Raw genomic sequence first — 15128 nt, forward strand, 5'->3', positions numbered from 1 at the left:
TGCGCGGCCACCCTTCCCTCAAGGGGGAGGGGAACACAGGCCCATCCCTGATGCATATCCTCGCGACCACCACCGCATCGCTCGATGACCTGATCGAGCCCGTCGATCTCAGGCAGACGCCGGCGGAGATGGTCGCATTGTCCTTCACCGACAGCGACCTCGCGGCCCTCGCGACCGCATGGAAGGCGGAAGAGACCGCCCTGCCCTCCATGCGGCTTGCCCGGCTGCGCGATCTCAGGCACCCGATGTCGGTGGATCTTTGGATCGACGGCGTCGCACGCCACGCCAAGGTGATCCTGGTGCGGCTGCTCGGCGGCTATGACTGGTGGCGATATGGCTGCGACCGGCTCGCCGCCGTGGCGCGCGAGCATGGCATCCGGCTCGTGCTCCTGCCCGGCGAATGCCGCGAAACGGATGAGACGCTGGCGGGGCTGTCCACTTTGCCGACGGCCGAACTCGACGGACTCCTCGCCTATTTCCGCGAAGGCGGGCCGCAGAACATGCGCGGCCTTCTGCGCCGCCTCGCCCGCCACGCCGGCAGCGACGTCGAATCAGAGCCGGCGGAGCCGCTTGCCAAGGTGGGCTTCTACGATCCGCAGCGCGGCGTGGTGTCGCTCGAAATGTTGAATGCTGCGAGGCCGCAGGGGGCGCCAGTCGCGCCCATCCTGTTCTACCGCTCCATGCTGCTCGCCGCCGATGTCGCGCCGGTCGACGCGCTCTGCGCGGCACTGGTTTCGCGCGGCATCTTTCCGCTGCCGATCTTCGTGTCGAGCCTGAAGGACCCCGCGGTGATCGCCTTCGTCGAGAAGGCAGTGCGGGACGTCCAGCCATCCTTGATCATAACGACCACGGCCTTCGCCAGCGGCACAGAGGGCGGCGAGACGCTGTTCGACCGGATCGGCTTGCCGGTCCTGCAGGCGGTGGTCGCGACGACACGGCGCGACGCCTGGGAGAGCGGCCAGCGCGGATTGGCGCCGGCCGACCTCGCCATGCATGTGGTGTTGCCGGAGCTTGACGGACGTATCCTGGCCGGCGCCATAGCCTTCAAGGCCGACACCGCCTCCGACGACGCGCTCGCCTTCCAGGGCCAGGTGAACCGGCCCGAAGCCGATCGTATCGAACAGTTCGCCGAGCGTGTGGCGAACCTCGTGCGCCTGCGCGAGACGCCGCGGGGCGAGAGGCGGATCGCGATCCTCATCCCGGATTATCCGGCGGCGGGAGGCCGGACCGGCTATGCGGTAGGCCTCGACGTGCCCCAGAGCGTGCTCGCCATGCTGCACGACCTCAGGGCCGAGGGTTATGAGGTCGAGAACATTCCGGAGACGCCGCGCGATCTGCTGAAGTTGCTCGAGCGAGAAGGCGAAGGGATTTCGATTTCGGACTATCGGCGGCGGTTTGGCGGCCTGTCCGAGCAGGCGCGGGGCAAGATCGAGGAGGCCTGGGGGCGGATAGACGAAATTGGCCTTTTGTCGGAAAAAACTGAGTCCGGTCGGCACCCCTCATCCGACCGCGCTTCGCGCGGCCACCTTCTCCCACAAGGGGAGAAGGGAAGACCCGCCGCGAGGTCTCAGCCAATCTTCAACGCTGGTGATTTGCAGAGCCGGCCAAGCCAGGCTCCTTCCTTCTCCCCTTGTGGGAGAAGGTGGCCTCGCGAAGCGAGGTCGGATGAGGGGTACTCCCCAGCTCACTTCACCTTCCGCGCCGCGCGGTTCGGCAACGTCACCGTCGCGCTGGCGCCGGACCGCGGACGATCGGAGGATCGCCGGGCAGACTATCACGACCCGTCCTTGCCGCCGACCCACGCGCTTCTGGCCTTCGGCTTCTGGCTGCGGGAGAACCTCGGCTGTCACGCACTCGTCCATGTCGGTGCCCATGGCACGCTGGAATGGCTGCCGGGCAAGACCGTGGCGCTGTCACGCGACTGCTTTCCCGAAATCGTCACCGGCCCGCTGCCGGTGATCTACCCATTCATCGTCAGCAATCCGGGCGAGGCGGCCCAAGCCAAGCGCCGCATCGCGGCGGTCACGATCGGCCACCTGCCGCCGCCGCTCGTCGGTGCCGGGCTCGACGAAAACCAGCAGAGATTGGAACGCCTCGTCGACGAATATGCGCAAGCCGACGGGCTCGACCGCCGCCGCCGCGACCGGTTGGCAAAGCTCATCGTCGAGACGGCAACGCAGTCCGGCCTCGCCCGCGAAGCCGGAGTCAACGACGCCGACGATCCGGACGCCGCGCTGATGCGCATCGATGCCTGGCTGTGCGATCTCAAGGACCTTTCGATCAAGGAAGGCCTGCATGTCTATGGCAGGTCCCCGGAAAACGAGGCGGACCCGCAACGACGGGAAAGTGCCGAGGCCGAGCGGCTGGCTCTCGTCGCCGCCCTCGACGGCCGCCATATCTCGGCGGGCCCATCCGGCGCGCCGGCGCGCGGGCGGACCGACGTGCTGCCGACAGGACGCAACCTCTTCGCCAGCGATCCGCGCACCATGCCGACGCCGACAGCCTATGACCTCGGAAAGGCCGCGGCTGAAGAGGTGCTGCGGCGACACCTGCAGGATCATGGCGACTGGCCGCGCGCGCTGGTCATCGATCTCTGGGGCAGCGCCAGCCTGCGCACCGGCGGCGAGGAGATCGCGCAGGGGCTGGCGCTGATGGGCTGCCGCCCGCAATGGGACCCCGCGACGGGCCGTATCACCGCCATCGAGGTGCTGCCGCCGGCGGTGCTCGGCCGTCCGCGCGTCGACGTCACCTGGCGGATATCGGGGCTCTTCCGCGACATGTTTCCGACGCAGATCGCCCTGATGGATGCGGCGACCCTCGCCGTCGCCGCACGCGACGAAGCGGCCGGCGACAATCCACTCGCCGAGGCAGCCCGCAAGGCGCGATCCGCGCCCGCCCGCATCTTCGGCTCCTCGCCGGGCAGCTACGGCGCCGGCGTCGAGGAGCTCCTCGCCTCCGGGCGATGGCAGACGCGCGATGAGATCGGCCGTGCCTATCTCGAAGCGACCTCGCATGCCTTCGGCGGTGCCGAGGGCCAAGGCCGCGCCTTGCCGGGCGCCTTTGCCGCCCGGGTCGCGGAAGCAGAGCTGCTGATCCACACCGGTGACGACCCCGGCCGCGACATATTGGAAGGCTCGGCAGACGTCGCCTTCATCGGCGGCTTTGCCGCCGCACTGGCGGCACTCGGCAGCAATGCCGACGTCATCACGCTGGACACGACCGACCCGGTCCGGCCGCGGGCACGCTCGGTCGCCGAGGCGGTAACGCGCGTGGTGCGCGCCCGTGCGATCAACCCGCGCTTCATCGACGGCCAGCTTCGGCACGGACCGCGCGGCGCCTCCGAATTCGCCGAGACGGTCGACCGGCTGATCGGCTTTGCCGAGACGACCGCAGCCATTCCGGGCGCACTGATCGAAGCCGTGCACGACGCCTATCTCGGCGACGAGAAGGTGCGGACCTTCCTGCTGCGGGAGAACCCGGCGGCGGCCCGTGCTATCGCCGAACGTTTCGCGGCGGCGCGGCGGCGCGGCCTCTGGCATCCGCTGCGCAATTCCATCGACGACGACCTCGCAGCGTTGATCGAAGAGGCCCGCGCGCAGGAAATCGCGGCATGAGCGCGGCGCCCACCAAAGCGACAGAGCGTGTCTTGCGCGTCCAAGAGAACGCGCGGCACCTTGTGAGGGGCGCCTGCCCGACGCTCGCCGAACCGATGGAGACGGGAGACGGGCTGCTTGCGCGGCTGAACCCCGTATCGGGCGGCATAGCGCCGTCGACGCTGGCCGCGATCGCTGAAGCGGCAGCGCGCTTCGGCAACGGGCAGATCGAGGTGACGGCGCGCGGCAGCCTTCAGATACGCGGTCTGACTCAGTTCACGGCACCGCGGCTGGCCGAGGCGATCGACGGGCTCGACATGAATGTGCGCACGGGCGTGCCCTTGGAAACGGGACCCCTTGCCGGGCTCGATCCGGACGAGATCGCCGATCCCTCGCCGCTTGCCGAACGCATTCGCCATGCAATCGCCGCCGGCGGCCTGTCGGCCCGCCTCGGGCCGAAGGTCTCGGTGGTCGTGGACGGCGGCGGGCGGCTGCCGCTTGACGAGGTGCTGGCGGATGTGCGGCTGGAGGCGGGCCGGCGCGGCGGTGCCGTTGTCTGGCATGTGGCGATCGGCGGCACGCGCGAGACGGCGCGGGGGTTGGGATTTGTCGAGATTGAAGCGGCGGGTTCGGTGGTGATGGCGCTCCTCGAAGCGATCGCTTCGAAAGGAAAGACGGGGCGTGCGAAAGAGCTGACGGACGGCGAGTTGGAGGCTGCGTTGCGGTATTTGCCGCAACCGGATCGAGCCACACGCAGCGACAATCAATCGTCGCAGGCTGCGCCCCCACCCCCCTCTGTCCTGCCGGACATCTCCCCCTCAAGGGGGGAGATCGGCCTTCACGGTCGTCCTGCGCAATCGCCACCGCTGCAGGATAGGATGAGCGGCTGCGGCCAGCCAATCTCCCCCCTTGAGGGGGAGATGTCCGGCAGGACAGAGGGGGGTGAGACGCGCATAGGCGGAGCACATTTCGTCGGACCTGCCTCCCCAATCACCACCCTCTCCCTTTCAGACGGGCGCACGGCGCTCGGCATCGGCTTGCCTTTCGGTCAGGCGACCGCTGCGCAGATCGTCTCTTTTGCCGATGCCGCAATGCGTGCCGGTGCCGACGAAATCCTCATGGCGCAAGGGCGGAGCCTCCTTGCGCTGTGCCCTACTGCGGAAGCGGCCGAGACGCTGCGAGAGGCAGCGGCCGCGCTCGGCTTCCTGACCGACGCCGCCGACCCAAGGCGCAGCGTCGTCGCCTGTGCAGGCGCGCCGGCCTGCGCGTCAGGCCATCTGCGGGCGCGCGCCATTGCCGCTGAGATCGCCGCGCTGCTGCCGTCCGGCCTCGACGGCGTCGTCCACGTCTCGGGCTGCGCCAAGCAATGCGCCAAGCCGGCGCGTGCCGCTTTCACCCTGATCGGCACCTCCGACGCTTGCGAAATCCATCACGGCGACGGCCGGGAAGGCCAGCCTATCGCAAGCGTCGCCATTGGCGACGCAGCCGCCGCATTCGGACGCGCGGCAAGGCTCTATCGGAACGAGAAGAAAAACGGCAAAGGAGCCGCTACCCGGCCCTGACCGCCGGTCGGCTGCTGCGCCACCACAATCGGGAAGCATGATGTCCGCATATGACTATATCAAGGACGGCACGGCGATCTACGAGCGGTCCTTCGCCATCATCCGGGCCGAAGCCGATCTCTCGCGTTTTTCGGCTGATGAGGCCGACGTCGCCATCCGCATGATCCATGCCTGCGGTCAGGTCGAGGCGGCGGCGCAATTCGTCTTCTCGCCTGATTTCGTCGCAGCCGCGCGCGCGGCCCTCCAGTCCGGCGCGCCCATCCTGTGCGATGCCGAGATGGTGGCGCATGGCGTGACCCGCGCTCGCCTGCCGGCCGGGAACGAGGTGGTCTGCACGCTGCGCGACCCGCGCACGGCCGGCCTCGCCGGGAAGATCGGCAACACCCGTTCCGCCGCCGCCCTCGAGCTCTGGCGCGACAGGCTCGGCGGGGCGCTGGTGGCCATCGGCAATGCACCCACGGCGCTCTTCCATCTGCTCGACATGCTGCGCGAAGGGGCGCCGAAGCCCGCGGCGATCATCGGCATGCCGGTCGGTTTCGTCGGTGCGGCCGAATCGAAGGACGCGCTTGCCGAGGATTCGCCCGGCGTGCCCTTCGCCATCGTGCGCGGCCGCATGGGCGGCAGCGCGATGACGGCCGCCGCCGTCAACGCCATTGCGAGGGCAGGCCTTTGAGCGGAACCGGACGCCTTATCGGGATCGGCACGGGCCCGGGAGACCCCGAGCTTCTGACGCTGAAGGCGGTGCGGGCGCTCGGCGAGGCCGACGTCGTCGCCCATTTCGCCAAGCGCGGCAACAACGGTAATGCGCGCCGGACCGTCGCCGCTCATCTGCGACCCGATGTGATCGAGCTGCCGCTGCTCTATCCCGTGACGACCGAAATCGAGAAGGACAATGACGACTACAAGGCTGTAATCCTTCGCTTCTACGAGGAATCGGCGGCGTCGGTGGAGAGCCATCTCGCGGCGGGGCGCACGGTCGCGGTGCTCAGCGAAGGCGATCCGCTGTTCTACGGCTCCTATATGCATCTTCACGTCAGGCTCGCGCAGCGTTTCCCGACAGAGGTGATCCCCGGCGTGACCGCCATGTCCGGCTGCTGGTCGCAGGCCGGCCTGCCGATCGTGCAGGGCGACGATGTGCTCACCGTCCTGCCCGGCACGATGGACGAGAAGGAGCTGGCGAGACGGCTCGCCGACACGCAGGCCGCCGTGATCATGAAGATCGGCCGCAACCTGCCGAAGATCCGGCGCGCCGTCGAAGCCGCGGGTCGGCTGGAAGGCGCCGTCTATGTCGAGCGCGGCACCATGGAAAACACGGCGTCCATGCCGCTCGCCGGCAGGGAAGACAGCCCGGCGCCCTATTTCTCGATCGTGCTCGTGCCGGGCTGGGACGCACGGCCATGAGCGGGCGGCTGCTGGTGATCGGCACGGGGCCGGGCAATCCCGACCAGATGACGCCGCAGGCGCAGGCTGCGGCCGCCCAGGCGACGGACTTCTTCGGATATGGCCCCTATCTCGACCGGATCGCGTTGAGCGAAGGCCAGACCAGACATGCTTCCGACAATCGCGAGGAGCTCGCTCGCGCCAAAGCCGCGCTGACGATGGCGGCCGCGGGCAAGACTGTTGCCGTCGTATCGGGCGGCGACCCCGGCGTGTTCGCCATGGCGGCTGCCGTGTGCGAGGCGATCGAGGCCGGCCCGCCGGAATGGCGTTCCGTCGAGCTCGACATCGTTCCGGGCGTCACCGCCATGCTCGCCGTCGCCGCACGCGCCGGCGCGCCGCTCGGCCACGATTTCTGCGCGATCTCGCTGTCCGACAATCTGAAGCCGTGGGACGTGATCCAGCGCCGGCTGGAGGCGGCCGCGTCGGCCGGCTTCGTGATCGCGCTCTACAATCCGATCAGCCGGGCGCGTCCCTGGCAGCTCGGCAAGGCCTTCGAAAGCCTGCGCGCGATCCTGCCGGCAAACACGCCCGTCATCTTCGGCCGGGCGGCTAGCCGGCCGGACGAGCAGATCGCCTTCTACGCGTTGTCCGACGCCGATCCCGGCAACGCCGACATGGCGACCTGCGTCATCATCGGCTCACCGGAGACGCGCGTCATCGAGCGCGACGGCCGCGCGCCGCTGGTCTATTCGCCGCGGTTCGTGGAGGTGAGCCGATGATCGATCATGGCCAACGCCTCTTCGACGCTGCCGGCGGAGGGCATATCGGGCGTGTCGGGGCGACGGAACATGAGGACATCGATGCCGAGCCGGCGCGCCGCGGCAAGCTTGGCGTAGGTGGCCGTGCCGCCGCTGTTCTTGCAGACGATCGTATCGATGCGCCAACGCTCCAGGAGATCGAGTTCCTCGGCCTCGCCGAAAGGTCCGCGCCCGAGGATGTAGGCGGCATCGGGCACGGCGAGCGGCGGCGCGACCGGATCGACGCTGCGGATCAGAAAGAAATGGGCCGGCGCGGTCTCGAAGGGAGCGATCTCCTGCCGGCCGAGCGCCAGAAAGATACGACGCGCCGCCGCGCCCAAGGCGCGGACCGCGTCTTCCGCGCCGTCCACCATCTGCCAGCGGTCGCCGGGCGACGGCTCCCAGGCCGGCCGGTGAAGCCTGAGTGCCGGCACGCCGGATTGCCGCGCCGCCAGCGCGGCATTGGCCGAGATGCGCGCCGCATAGGGATGGGTGGCGTCGACGAGAAGCGTGATTTCCTGGTCGCGCAGATAGGCGGCCAGGCCCTCGGCGCCGCCGAAGCCGCCGGTCCGCACCGGGACGGGCTGCGCGACGGGATCCTGGGTGCGGCCGGCGAGCGACAGGGTCACATCGAGATCGCGACGCGGCGCGAGCTTCCCGGCGAGCTGGCGTGCTTCCGTCGTGCCGCCGAGGATCAGTATGCGGTGGGTCATCATGCCTTTTAAGGACGCCACGGCCGTCACATCAACCGGAAAAGCGTGGCTTGCCGTGATCGGCATCGGCGAGGACGGCATCGTGGGACTCGGCGAGGCGGCGAAACAGGCGATCGCCGAAGCATCCGTGGTCTTCGGAGGGAAAAGGCACCTGGCCCTTGCCGCCGCGCTGATCCGCGGCGAGGCACGCGCCTGGCCAACGCCATTCGACAGCGCCATGGGAGCGGTGCGCGCGCTGCGCGGGAAGAGCGTCTGCGTGTTGGCCTCGGGCGATCCGTTCCTGCATGGCGTCGGTGCGACCCTGGCGCGCCATGTGCCCGTCGAAGAAATGTGGGTGATCCCCGCCCCTTCCGCCTTCAGCCTCGCCGCGTCGCGGCTCGGCTGGGCCTCGCAGGAGACGGAGACAGTCTCGCTGCACGGCAAGCCGATCGAGCTCATCCGTCCGCTGCTCCAGCCCGGCGGGAAGATCATTGCGCTGACGTCGGATGACAAAGGCCCGGCCGCAATCGCTGCCCTGCTCGCAGGCTCCGGCTTCGGCGGCTCGATGCTCACCGTCCTGGAGGCGCTGGGGGGTCCCGGGGAAAGGATCACGCGAAGCCCGGCGGATGGCTTCGCCATGGCTGATGTCAATCCGCTCAACGTGCTGGCGATCGAGGTCGCCGCGAGCCGCGACGCAAGGGTGCTCGCCCGCGCGCCGGGACTCGCCGACGATTTGTTCGAGCATGACGGGCAGATCACCAAGCGCGAGATCCGCGCCGTGACGCTGTCGTCGCTCGCGCCGCGGCGCGGCGAGCTGCTGTGGGACATCGGCGCGGGCTCGGGATCGATCTCGATCGAATGGATGCTCGCCGATTCCTCGCTGCGCGCGGTCGCGATCGAGGCCGACGGCGAGCGTGCGGCCCGGATCGGTCGCAATGCCGCCGCCTTCGGCGTGCCCGGCCTTGAAGTCGTCAATGGCCGCGCACCGGATGCCCTTGCCGGGCTCGCCGCTCCCGACGCCATCTTCATCGGCGGCGGCGGCAGCGACGAAGGCGTGATGCCCTCGGCGATCGAGGCGCTGAAATCAGGCGGCCGGCTGGTCGCCAATTCGGTGACATTGGAGATGGAGGGGGGCCTGATCGCGCTCCATGGCAGGCTTGGCGGCGAACTGGTCCGCGTCGCCATTGCGCGCGCCGCCCCCATCGGCACGATGAACGGCTGGAAGCCCGCAATGCCCGTCACCCAATGGTCGTGGACGAAGCCATGATCGTCGCGGGGATCGGCTGCCGGAAAAACACGGACACGGATGCGGTGCTGATCGCGATCGACGACGCCTTGTCGCGCCATGGACTGGCGGCAGGCGAGCTCGACGCGCTGGCCACCGTGCCGCAGAAGTGCAGCGAGCAAGGCATCCGCGATGCGGCGGCGCGGTTGGGCTTGCCGCTGGTCGTCGCCGGCGAGGCGGAATTGCTGGAGGTCGAGACCCTCAGCCATTCGCCGGCGTCGGTCGAAACGACGGGAACCGGCTCGGCCTCGGAAGCCGCCGCGCTGGCCATCGCCGGCAGAGCCGGCCGGCTCTTGGGGCCGCGCATCGTCGCCGGCGCCGTCACCTGCGCGATCGCGGTCGGAGAAGGCAAGCCATGACCGTCCATTTCATCGGCGCCGGGCCGGGTGCGGCCGATCTCATCACCGTGCGCGGGCGCGACCTGATCGCGCGTTGCCCGGTTTGCCTCTACGCCGGCTCGATCGTGCCGAGGGAACTCCTTGACTATTGCCCTGATGGCGCGCGCATCGTCGACACCGCGCCAATGTCGCTCGACGAGATCGAGGCGGAATATGCCGCCGCCGAAGCGGCCGGCCGGGACGTCGCGCGCCTGCATTCGGGGGACCTTTCCGTGTGGAGCGCGGTGGCCGAGCAGATCAAGCGGCTGCAGAGGCTGGGCATCCCTTATACGATGACGCCGGGCGTGCCCTCTTTTGCGGCGGCAGCGGCTGCGCTCGGCCGCGAACTCACCATCCCCGAAATCGGACAGAGTCTCGTTCTCACCCGCGTCTCCGGTCGCGCCTCGCCGATGCCGGAAGGCGAGACGCTGGCGGGTTTCGGCGCGACCGGCGCGACGCTCGCCATTCATCTCGCCATTCACGCGCTCGACCGGGTCGTGGCCGAACTCGCCCCGCTCTACGGCGACGATTGTCCCGCGGCGATCGTCGCCCATGCATCGCGCCCCGATGAGAAGGTGATCTCAGGCACGCTCGGCACGATCGAGGCGCTGTTCGCCGCCGATCCCGTCGAACGCACCGCGATCATCTTCGTCGGCCGTTCCCTCGGTGCCCAGGAGTTCCGCGAGAGCTCGCTCTACGACGCCTATTATCAGAGGCGGTTTCGGGGACGCGACGGGCCATGAGACGGAGCGCCATGAGACGGAGCGAAGGGCGCCTGCCCCAGGAACACGCCGTTTCGGTCGAAGACCAGCATCTCCAGCTCGATCGCGGGGTCGTCGAGCACGGCCGCGGCCGTCGCCCATGCCCTGGCGGCGATTGTATCGCCGAGCGGCACTCCTTCGGTCACAGCGATCTGGAACGCCTCGGCGACCATATTGGCGCCGCGGATGCGCTCGGCCAGTTCGTGATCCGCACCGGCCTCCAGCGCCACGGCGGCGAGCGCATCGAGGTCGGCCGCGCCACGCTTGGAATGGACGTCGAGCATGCCCTGCGCCAGCTTGGTCATCTTGGCGACGCCGCCGGCGATGGTGACGCGCCGGACCGGATGGCTGCGCAGATATTTGAGCATACCGCCGACAAAATCGCCCATATCGATGAGCGCGATCTCGGGCAGGTCGTGGAATTTCTGGACCGCCGCCTCGGAGGTGGAGCCGGTGGAACCGGCGACATGGTCGAGGCCGGCGGCGCGGGCGACATCGATGCCGCGATAGATCGAATGGATCCATGCCGAGCAGGAGAACGGGATGACGATGCCGGTCGTGCCCAGTATCGAAATGCCGCCGAGGATGCCGAGGCGGCCGTTGAGGGTCTTCTTCGCGATCTCCTCGCCATCCTCCACCGAGATCTCGACCTCGAAATCGGCATCCGTGCCGGCGATCTCCGCGATCGCCTGCGCGATCATGCGGCGCGGCACGGGATTGATCGAGGCCTCGCCCGGCGGCAGCGGCAGGCCGGCGCGCGTGACGGTGCCGACGCCGGGTCCTGCCCGGTAGACGATGCCCGAGCCTTTGCGCCCGCGGCGCACGGTGCTCATGACGAGCGCGCCGTGGGTGACATCAGGGTCGTCGCCGGCATCCTTGACGATGCCGGCCATGGCGGCGCCTTCGCCCTTCTCCCAGCGGGCCAATGCGAAGGCCGGCTGTTGTCCGCCCGGCAGCGTCACCACGACCGAATCGGGGAAATCGCCGGACAGAAGCGCTGCGCAGGCGGCCTTGCTCGCCGCCGCGGCGCAGGTTCCCGTGGTCCAGCCACGACGCAGGGGCCGCTCGTTCTTGGTCATGGGCAATGCTATAGGCCGGCCGATCCGGCCCGTCACGATCGAAAGTCGACGCCATGAGTCTCGAAAACGCTATTGCCCGGCTGGCGCCGGCCATGCCGACCTTCGAGCCCGGCCATGTGTGGCTCGCCGGGGCCGGGCCGGGCAATGTCGGCTCGCTGACGCTCGACGTGGTGGCCGCGATCGCCGATGCCGACGCCATCGTCTATGACGCACTGGTGGAAGGCTCCATTCTCGATGCGGCGCGCCATGGGGTCGAGCTGCATTTCGCGGGCAAGCGAGGCGGCCAGGCCTCGACCGCGCAGGACGACATCACCGCGCTGCTCATCGCCCTCGCCCGCAAGAAGCGCCGCGTCCTTCGCCTGAAGGGCGGCGACCCCTATGTCTTCGGCCGCGGCGGCGAGGAGGCGCTGGCGCTGGCGCAGGCCGGTATCCCATTCCGCATCCTGCCCGGCGTGACCTCGGCCTTCGGCGCGCTGGCCAGCGCCGGCATCCCGGCAACGATGCGCGGCCTGAACAAGGCGATCATCCTGGCCACCGGCCATGCCGGCACCGAGGACGATCTCGACTGGGCAGCGCTCGCCCGCACCGGGCAACCGATCGTCGTCTATATGGGCCTGCGCAATCTCGCGCGGATCACCGCCGCGCTGGTGTCCGGCGGGTTGAAACCTTCGACGCCGGCAGCGGTGATCATGGCGGCAACCACGTCGCAGGAACGTGTGCTGGTCTCGACGCTCGACGCGATCGCCGACGAAGCCACGGCGCAAGATTTCGCCTCGCCCGCCCTGATCGTGGTCGGCGAGATCGTTTCGATGCGCGCGGAACTGATCGCGCTGGAAAGGCTGATGCGGTCCGCATGAACGCGACGTGCGCCACTCGTCGTTCACCGGGCGCGCCTATTCGGGCGATGGCCTTCTCTCCGTGTTCGGCCAGAAGGCGTCGCGGCAGGCCAACCCCTCATCCGACCTCGCCCTTTCGGGCGAGGCCACCTTCTCCCACAAGGGGAGAAGGCTGGAGTTTGGCATTGCCGCCTCTGCAAGTCACCAACGCCGACGACTTGCCGAGAGCTTTGTGCGCGCCTTCCCTTCTCCCCCTGTTGGAGAACGTGGCCGAGCTTGCGAGGGGGCGATCCGATGAGACCCACCGGCCGGCGTCGGGCGCCATCCTGGATGAGTGCCGCGCGTCTTCGCACCCCTCTCTGTCCTGCCGGACATCTCCCCCACAAGGGGGAGACCGGCCGGCCGCTTGGATTTCGCCAATCGTCAACGTTGCAGGACGAGAGCCGTCATCGATGACAGCCAGTCTCCCCCCTTGTGGGGGAGATGTCCGGCAGGACAGAGAGGGGTATCTGGCCAAGACGTATCCGACTGAAATAAAAAGGTTTTCCGTCCTGCTTTCATGGCAGTGGTCAGCCGGCCGCGAAGCCGCGCCAAGCTTTGCTTTCTGCACTCGCCTTGACCGCAAGCCGGGAGAGCCACGATGACCGGCTGTCTCGGCCTCATCATCGGCGCGCCGCGCTCCGGCTCGGGCAAGACCAGCGTGACGATCGGTCTGCTGCGGGCGCTGAAGCGGCGGGGGATGCGCGTTCAGGGCGCGAAGTCCGGACCCGACTATATCGATCCCGGCTTCCATGCCGCCGCGACCGGCGTTCCCGGTGTCAATCTCGACAGCTGGGCGATGGCGCCGGCCCTGCTCGGCGCGCTGGCCGAGCGCTGTGCGGCGGAGGCCAATATCGTGATTGCCGAAAGCGCCATGGGCCTGTTCGACGGTATCCGCTCGGAGCCGGGGCGGACGGGTGCGGCCGCCGATCTTGCCCGGCTCTACCGTTTGCCGGTGCTGCTGGTGCTCGACGTGTCCGGCCAGTCGCAGACCGCAGCAGCCGTGGCCAAGGGTTTCGCCACCTATGATCCCGATGTCCGGATCGCCGGCGTGGTGCTCAATCGGGTCGGCAGCGAACGCCATCGCCGGCTGGCCGCCGACGCGATCGAAGAGATCGGGCTGCCCGTGGTCGGGACGATCATGCGGGACCCCAGGATGGCGATGCCGGAACGGCATCTCGGCCTGGTGCAGGCCAGCGAATATGCCGCGATCGAGGATTTCATCGAACGTATGGCCGATGTGATGGAGGCCTCGCTGGATCTCGACCGCATCCTCGCGCTCGCGGCTCCTTTCGCGCCCGCCGGCGGCGATTTCGGCCACGCGCTGACGCCGCCGGGCCAGCGCATCGCGCTCGCCGAAGATGCCGCCTTCACCTTCCTCTATCCGCATCTTGCCGGGCACTGGCGCCGCCAGGGCGCCGAGATCGTCCCCTTTTCTCCGCTCGCCGACCAGGCGCCCGATGCAAGCTGCGACGTCTGCTGGCTGCCCGGCGGCTATCCCGAACTGCATGCCGGACGGCTGGCGGCGGCCGGGACCTTCCGGGCCGGCATGGAACGCTTCGCCGCCGGCCATCCGGTCCATGGCGAATGCGGCGGCTTCATGGTGCTCGGGGAGGCGATCGAGGATGCCGACGGGGCGACCCACCGCATGCTCGGCCTGCTCGGCCATGCGACCAGCTTCGCCAGGCGCAAGATGAATCTCGGCTATCGGCAGGCCTCGCTCCGCGCGGACTGCCCGATCGGCGCCGCCGGGACGACGATACGCGGCCATGAATTCCACTATGCACAGGTCACCACCGCCGGTACCGACGAGCCGCTCGTCGACATCGCCGACGGGCTCGGCGCGCCGATCGGCCCCTCTGGCGCCCGGCGCGGCCACGTCACCGGCACCTTCTTCCATGCGATCGCAAGAGGCTGAGTTTTGAATCAGAGCCGGGGTCTATTCGCCGACATCATTTTGTGCCTGGCCTTCTACACCCGGCTGCCGCTGGGCGGGCTGGCCGAAGAGGAACGCAGCTTCGCCGACGCGCAATGGGCCGCGCCGCTGGCCGGCGTGGTGGTCGCGATCGGCGGATGGATCGTGTTCTGGCTGGGCTTCACGGCCGGAGCCCCGGCACTCGTAACCGCTGCGCTCGCATTGACCGCGATCCTGTGCATCACCGGCTGCCTGCACGAGGACGGCGCCGCCGATGTCGCCGACGGTTTCGGCGGCGGCACGACGCGCGAGCGCAAGCTGGAGATCATGCGCGACAGCCGGCTTGGAACCTTCGGCGTCGCCACCATCGTCGTCACCTTCCTCATACGCTGGTCGGCGATCGCCGCGCTCGCCACGCCTGACGCCGCACTCGCCGGCCTGGTCGCAGCGCATGCGGCCTCGCGCGCGCTTATCCCGGCATTCATGGCGCTGGTGCCGCCGGCCCGGCTGACAGGGCTTTCGGCGAGGGCGGGCAATGCGGACTGGCCGGTGGCGATCGGCGCGCTGGCGATCGGCGCCGTCTGCCTGTTCGGCGCCTTCGGCTTTGCGCCCGCACTGGTCGCAACGATCGCGATCGCGCTCTGGTTCTTCCTCCTGAAACGTCTCAGCGAACGGCAGATCGGCGGCCAGACCGGCGACGTGCTCGGCGCGCTGCAGCAAGGCGGCGAGATCATCACCCTCGTCGCAGCATCCATCTTCTTCACCTGAGAGTATCCTGTCTTTCGCGCAACACCGCTGCGCACTCTCGAATT

Annotated in this window: 13 protein-coding genes; 11 read left to right on the forward strand and 2 right to left on the reverse strand. The window is 69.0% G+C overall.

Annotated elements, in window-relative coordinates; genetic code table 11:
- Nucleotides 1-50: 50 nt before the first annotated feature.
- Genes JN280_RS36630 through JN280_RS36650 form a run of 5 tightly spaced genes read left to right on the forward strand, consistent with a single transcriptional unit; the run spans nt 51 to nt 7314 of the window.
- Nucleotides 51-3614, forward strand: a complete 3564-nt coding sequence (locus tag JN280_RS36630) for a cobaltochelatase subunit CobN (RefSeq protein WP_202309068.1) — start codon at nt 51-53, stop codon at nt 3612-3614.
- Nucleotides 3611-5155 carry a precorrin-3B synthase gene (gene cobG / locus JN280_RS36635; protein WP_202309069.1) on the forward strand — a complete coding sequence of 515 codons (1545 nt, stop codon included), beginning with the start codon at nt 3611-3613 and terminating at the stop codon, nt 5153-5155. Before JN280_RS36630 ends, cobG begins: the two co-directional genes overlap by 4 nt.
- Nucleotides 5156-5195: 40 nt before the next feature.
- Nucleotides 5196-5828, forward strand: coding sequence for a precorrin-8X methylmutase (locus JN280_RS36640; protein ID WP_202309070.1), 633 nt, complete (start codon nt 5196-5198; stop codon nt 5826-5828).
- Nucleotides 5825-6556 (forward strand): precorrin-2 C(20)-methyltransferase, encoded by a 732-nt coding sequence (locus tag JN280_RS36645; RefSeq protein WP_202309071.1) that lies wholly within the window; start codon nt 5825-5827, stop codon nt 6554-6556. Before JN280_RS36640 ends, JN280_RS36645 begins: the two co-directional genes overlap by 4 nt.
- Nucleotides 6553-7314, forward strand: coding sequence for a precorrin-3B C(17)-methyltransferase (locus JN280_RS36650; protein WP_202309072.1), 762 nt, complete (start codon nt 6553-6555; stop codon nt 7312-7314). Before JN280_RS36645 ends, JN280_RS36650 begins: the two co-directional genes overlap by 4 nt.
- Here JN280_RS36650 and JN280_RS36655 read toward each other — a convergent pair.
- Entirely contained in the window at nt 7281-8045 is a 765-nt protein-coding gene (locus JN280_RS36655; protein ID WP_202309073.1) for a cobalt-precorrin-6A reductase, read from the reverse strand. The two genes, JN280_RS36650 and JN280_RS36655, sit on opposite strands and share 34 nt — an antisense overlap.
- 1 nt (nt 8046) lies before the next feature.
- Between JN280_RS36655 and cbiE the strand changes: the two genes are divergently transcribed.
- From cbiE to cobM, 3 genes are read left to right on the forward strand one after another with little or no spacing between them, the layout of a single operon-like run.
- Nucleotides 8047-9291 (forward strand): precorrin-6y C5,15-methyltransferase (decarboxylating) subunit CbiE, encoded by a 1245-nt coding sequence (gene cbiE, locus JN280_RS36660; protein ID WP_244742609.1) that lies wholly within the window; start codon nt 8047-8049, stop codon nt 9289-9291.
- Nucleotides 9288-9668, forward strand: coding sequence for a cobalamin biosynthesis protein (locus JN280_RS36665; RefSeq protein ID WP_202309075.1), 381 nt, complete (start codon nt 9288-9290; stop codon nt 9666-9668). The genes cbiE and JN280_RS36665 overlap by 4 nt, the downstream gene beginning before the upstream one ends.
- Nucleotides 9665-10429, forward strand: coding sequence for a precorrin-4 C(11)-methyltransferase (gene cobM / locus JN280_RS36670; protein ID WP_202309076.1), 765 nt, complete (start codon nt 9665-9667; stop codon nt 10427-10429). The genes JN280_RS36665 and cobM overlap by 4 nt, the downstream gene beginning before the upstream one ends.
- On the opposite strand, the gene JN280_RS36675 is transcribed toward cobM, so the two are convergent.
- A complete protein-coding gene (locus tag JN280_RS36675; protein ID WP_202309077.1) occupies nt 10396-11526 on the reverse strand; it encodes a cobalt-precorrin-5B (C(1))-methyltransferase in 1131 nt (376 codons plus the stop codon). The two genes, cobM and JN280_RS36675, sit on opposite strands and share 34 nt — an antisense overlap.
- A 53-nt stretch (nt 11527-11579) precedes the next feature.
- Here JN280_RS36675 and cobA point away from each other — a divergent pair, with 53 nt between their 5' ends.
- From cobA to cobS, 3 genes are all read left to right on the forward strand, one after another.
- Nucleotides 11580-12383 (forward strand): uroporphyrinogen-III C-methyltransferase, encoded by an 804-nt coding sequence (gene cobA / locus JN280_RS36680; protein ID WP_202309078.1) that lies wholly within the window; start codon nt 11580-11582, stop codon nt 12381-12383.
- A gap of 619 nt (nt 12384-13002) precedes the next feature.
- Complete coding sequence (locus JN280_RS36685) at nt 13003-14319, forward strand: cobyrinate a,c-diamide synthase (RefSeq protein ID WP_202309079.1); 1317 nt, start codon at nt 13003-13005, stop codon at nt 14317-14319.
- A 3-nt stretch (nt 14320-14322) separates the two neighbouring features.
- Complete coding sequence (gene cobS / locus JN280_RS36690) at nt 14323-15084, forward strand: adenosylcobinamide-GDP ribazoletransferase (protein WP_202309080.1); 762 nt, start codon at nt 14323-14325, stop codon at nt 15082-15084.
- Nucleotides 15085-15128: the final 44 nt, after the last annotated feature.

This window comes from Mesorhizobium sp. L-8-10 (assembly GCF_016756635.1).
Classification (GTDB): domain Bacteria; phylum Pseudomonadota; class Alphaproteobacteria; order Rhizobiales; family Rhizobiaceae.

Bases quoted from the DNA above. Each gene is read 5' to 3' on its own strand.
- JN280_RS36640 (WP_202309070.1), top strand. From the start codon at position 5,196: ATGTCCGCATATGACTATATCAAGGACGGCACGGCGATCTACGAGCGG.
- cobA (WP_202309078.1), top strand. From the start codon at position 11,580: ATGAGTCTCGAAAACGCTATTGCCCGGCTGGCGCCGGCCATGCCGACC.
- cbiE (WP_244742609.1), top strand. From the start codon at position 8,047: ATGCCTTTTAAGGACGCCACGGCCGTCACATCAACCGGAAAAGCGTGG.
- JN280_RS36685 (WP_202309079.1), top strand. From the start codon at position 13,003: ATGACCGGCTGTCTCGGCCTCATCATCGGCGCGCCGCGCTCCGGCTCG.
- cobM (WP_202309076.1), top strand. From the start codon at position 9,665: ATGACCGTCCATTTCATCGGCGCCGGGCCGGGTGCGGCCGATCTCATC.
- JN280_RS36630 (WP_202309068.1), top strand. From the start codon at position 51: ATGCATATCCTCGCGACCACCACCGCATCGCTCGATGACCTGATCGAG.
- cobG (WP_202309069.1), top strand. From the start codon at position 3,611: ATGAGCGCGGCGCCCACCAAAGCGACAGAGCGTGTCTTGCGCGTCCAA.
- JN280_RS36675 (WP_202309077.1), bottom strand. From the start codon at position 11,526: ATGACCAAGAACGAGCGGCCCCTGCGTCGTGGCTGGACCACGGGAACC.
- JN280_RS36665 (WP_202309075.1), top strand. From the start codon at position 9,288: ATGATCGTCGCGGGGATCGGCTGCCGGAAAAACACGGACACGGATGCG.
- JN280_RS36650 (WP_202309072.1), top strand. From the start codon at position 6,553: ATGAGCGGGCGGCTGCTGGTGATCGGCACGGGGCCGGGCAATCCCGAC.
- JN280_RS36655 (WP_202309073.1), bottom strand. From the start codon at position 8,045: ATGACCCACCGCATACTGATCCTCGGCGGCACGACGGAAGCACGCCAG.